General features: G+C 45.2%; 5 protein-coding genes. 3 read left to right on the top strand and 2 right to left on the bottom strand.

Annotated elements, in window-relative coordinates:
* Nucleotides 1–189, bottom strand: a 189-nt coding sequence (locus ACLR2L_RS19520; protein WP_413370606.1) for a hypothetical protein, incomplete at its 3' end; no start/stop codon positions are given.
* 166 nt (nt 190–355) lie between these two features.
* Nucleotides 356–1,399, bottom strand: coding sequence for a hypothetical protein (locus tag ACLR2L_RS19515; protein WP_413370604.1), 1,044 nt, complete (start codon nt 1,397–1,399; stop codon nt 356–358).
* 223 nt (nt 1,400–1,622) lie between these two features.
* Here ACLR2L_RS19515 and ACLR2L_RS19510 point away from each other — a divergent pair, with 223 nt between their 5' ends.
* The 3 genes from ACLR2L_RS19510 to ACLR2L_RS19500 form a co-directional block, all read left to right on the top strand.
* Entirely contained in the window at nt 1,623–2,531 is a 909-nt protein-coding gene (locus tag ACLR2L_RS19510) for a winged helix-turn-helix domain-containing protein (protein WP_413370602.1), read from the top strand.
* A gap of 91 nt (nt 2,532–2,622) precedes the next feature.
* The gene (locus ACLR2L_RS19505; protein ID WP_413370600.1) at nt 2,623–3,069 is read left to right on the top strand and encodes a hypothetical protein; all 447 of its coding nucleotides are present in this window, start codon (nt 2,623–2,625) and stop codon (nt 3,067–3,069) included.
* Between the two features lie 83 nt (nt 3,070–3,152).
* Nucleotides 3,153–3,567: hypothetical protein (locus ACLR2L_RS19500; RefSeq protein ID WP_413370598.1), on the top strand; the 415-nt coding region annotated here is incomplete at its 3' end.

Here is a 3,567-nt window from a genome sequence, read left to right as displayed (position 1 = left end):
CATGTCATTATCTGGCACCAGCACGGGGGTACGCTGGGCTAGCTCTTCTGTATGGGTACAACCAACAACAAATAACATAACGGTTGCCGATAACAGTACGGTCAGCAGGTTTTTAGTTTTAAATCGCCACATTGTCTGAAGCGTTATCGCACAAAACGTGCGGGGCGGTTTGATAATTACGAACAACATATGAAATTTTCCTAACGCCCAGATGATTCAGCATCGACTACTGAACGCCTGGTTGAATGGGTAAAACAGGTAGCAAACAATCGCGGAACCCAAGGCGTGTGATGACAGCGGGGTTATTGCTGTCATCACAATATTGTTAGCCGTTATTGAATACGGTTACCGTTCTCTACGGGGTGGTTACCACCAGTGAAACAGAGAAGTTGGTGATTTTTGCTGAACCATGGGTTTCGCCAATAACCGCAATCGGCTTAACTGAAGCAGAATTAACCAGAGATATGTTATTTCGATAATTTTCCGCCCGACGACTGGTTGACCGGTACAGATTAAGATCAATGTTCTCTGATACACGAGCTCCGGTCACCACTTCCTCTGAATAGCCGGTCCAAAACAATGGCGCAATTACAGTTATGTAAACATTGGCCTCGTTCATACTGGCATCCGCGTTGATCCCTGACGAACCCGCAACGCCTACAGCAAATCCATCCACATATACATCAGCCTTCATCTTCAACTGAGCGGCCGTTGCCGTGTCTGGGATGTCGAAATTTACCTTGCGCCAGGCATTATTTGTGCAACCACCGGCTACCGCTGCGATGCCTGCCAGCTCTAATTTGGAAGCGGTAAAGCTTGCCGAGCTACCCGCTGCTAAGCCGCATGCGAGCTCTTTGCTGTTGGTAAAATCGCGCAGCGCTGTGGTTGTGGTTTTGGGCTCCGGCTTGTCGCTTGCTAGGGGCGGTAGCGTACTCACCGTTGCAGAGATAGTGAGATTGCTATTGAGCTTTAAATTAAATCCAGGCAATACCTCATTTAGCCTGCGGGTAAGGAGTGATAAATCAACGCCCGCCTGCTTTAATATCATTTCATAGCTCTTTTTGTTGTTGGCCTGAAACGTGTCGATGGCTATCTTTTTACTTGCGCTGTCAGTAATTTTGGCAATTTTTGCGATTTGCGATTGCAGGCTTTCTTTGATGGCCGGGTTTTTGTTAAACGCCGCCATTAACTTTTTGTCTTCGGCATCCAGGATGTCCCTGACTTTTTCCATCGCTTCTTTACTGATATTGAGTTCACTCCGCTGCTCAGTTAACCCAACGCTTGATACGCCGGAGGTTTGAAATTTCGGTTGTATTGAAGCCTGGGCAGGTGCCATTGCGCACAGAAATGGAATAAGCGATGTGGTTGCGAGCTTGATGAGTGATTTTGACAATATCATGGTCAGATCCTTTGTATACCTGTGTGTATATTTGTTTAAATTGGCGCATCTCATTCCGCCTTCAGTTGCATCTGCATTGAAGCGGTATATTTACGTTAGAAGAAGCTGTCGTTACAGCGCAATATATGACGGGTAAAATCTATTTGAATGTATTTGAATTTTTTTGATTGAATTAAAAATCAATCAGTTATAGAGTTATTTGCCAAGCCAGTTGGGAGATGCTGTGGACGTTACCGGGTATAAATTTGGTCTTTTCAGGCTGGATATTCGCACAAAAACGTTGAGTCGCGATAATGTGGTTTTACCCGTAAGTGAACGCCAGTTCAAATTACTTAAGCTGCTATGCGAAGTTAGCCCTGAACCGCTGAGTAAAAAGCAGTTAACGGAAATGCTTTGGGACGATGTGGTGGTGAGTGACTGGTCGTTATTCCGGTTGATATCCGATACCCGTCAGCTGCTCGGGGACAATGGCGACAGCCAGCAAATTATTCACACCGCGCATGGCATTGGCTTCTGGATGAGTAAGCCTGAAGTTATATTGTTATCAGAACAAGACAATCAGGCGTCACATCAAAACGTTCAGCATGCAAAAGGGCTGTATTGGGTGGGGGCCGCAGCATTAATAATCGTTATTGTTGCAGTGATTTTGTGGCCATTTTACCAGTACCAACAAATGCAGGCCGCTATTGCGCGGATTGCCGTTTATCAATCCAATACTTTTACGTCGTTCAACGCTCAGGTGTTAAGACGCAATGAACTTGCCGAAATGCTCCAGCATCGGCTTGGGGTAGCCCGAAATATGCAGTTTGAGAAGTTCTTTTCGCATTATTACAGTGAGATGAACCAGCAGGAGTTATTCGTTTTTAATCAGATCCGCGCTATTACCGAAACCGGTCTTTATCAGAATAATCAGGCTATTGTAAATGAATTGAATGAATATCCTGACATTCTGGAAGCCATCCCGTTAACGCACGAACTGCAACAACATCTCACATTCTGGTTAAACAAATACCACAGTGTTTTTACTCAGCGACCCGATATGTGTTTACTTTATGTGGGGGTAGAGGATGGCGTGCCTTATCCTTCTGGCGTTGACCAGAATGTAAAGACCTGGCTTGATAATCACCCGTAGCCTTGAGTAAATCTACCTTAATAAGTCAGTTTGTTACGGAGAACTTATTGTTCAGGGTGTATTAAATTGACCATACGATCAGGGAAGAACTATGTATTCGGGAAGTAATCGTTATTTATTGGCTGCGGCATTTTGTTGTTTCGCCGCGGCATTAGCGCATTTGGCCTGCATTATGATTGGCGGCGATGGGTATCGATTTCTTGGGGCAGGCGAGCAGATGGCACAAATGGCGGAGCAAGGACGTTGGTATCCAACCGTCATTACCTCGGTGATTGCCGTGGTGCTGTTTATTTGGGGGCTGTATGCGTTGTCGGCAGCAGGGGCTATTAAACGTTTACCGCTCACCAGGTTAGCGTTGGTATTGGTTAGCTGTGTATTTTTATTTCGCGGTATGTCCTTTGTTGCATTAATGCCGCTGTTTCCGGAAAACAGCTTGACCTTTTGGCTCGTTAGTTCAGCTATTTGTTTGTTTATTGGTGGTTTGTTTGCTTTTGGAGTATGGCAGCAATGGGCAGTATTAGGTAGGAAAAATACCTGATAACACATTGTATAATTCGCAATAAGTACACCGGCAGTTGTGTTACGTTTTATGGCAATCGTTTAGTAGGAAGGAATCTTAAGATGGGTAAAGCCCGTATAGTGTTTTGTCTCGTTGTGTTATGTATTGTCGGGTGCTCAACCAAGCCTTCCGGTGGCAAGAAATATGAGTCGAAGATCGAAATCTCTGCACAGGAAATGCGTGCGGCAAAGGAGCGTGTGGGTAACGATTCGATGTCGAATGTCGATCTTATCCTGTCAGTGCTTCAGGGCGTTCCTGCTTTTCCGTTGGGTACAAAAGCACAGGACATTATGACCGAGCTAACCAAAAGTGGATTTTCAATTACCCATGAAAGCCCCAATACATTGCTGGTGTATGGTAAGCATAACGCTCAGGGAAACGCCTATATCGAGAATGTTGATCAGTTCCGATATACCTTTGAGAATACGTTACTTGTTTCCGGACCAAATCGAGTACAAGCCGAAGCGAACAACGAAT

It is taken from the genome of Alteromonas sp. AMM-1 (assembly GCF_047290655.1).
Lineage (GTDB): Bacteria > Pseudomonadota > Gammaproteobacteria > Enterobacterales > Alteromonadaceae > Alteromonas > Alteromonas mangrovi.
Note: the sequence above shows the minus strand (reverse complement) of the source record. Positions and strands in the feature narration are given on the sequence as shown.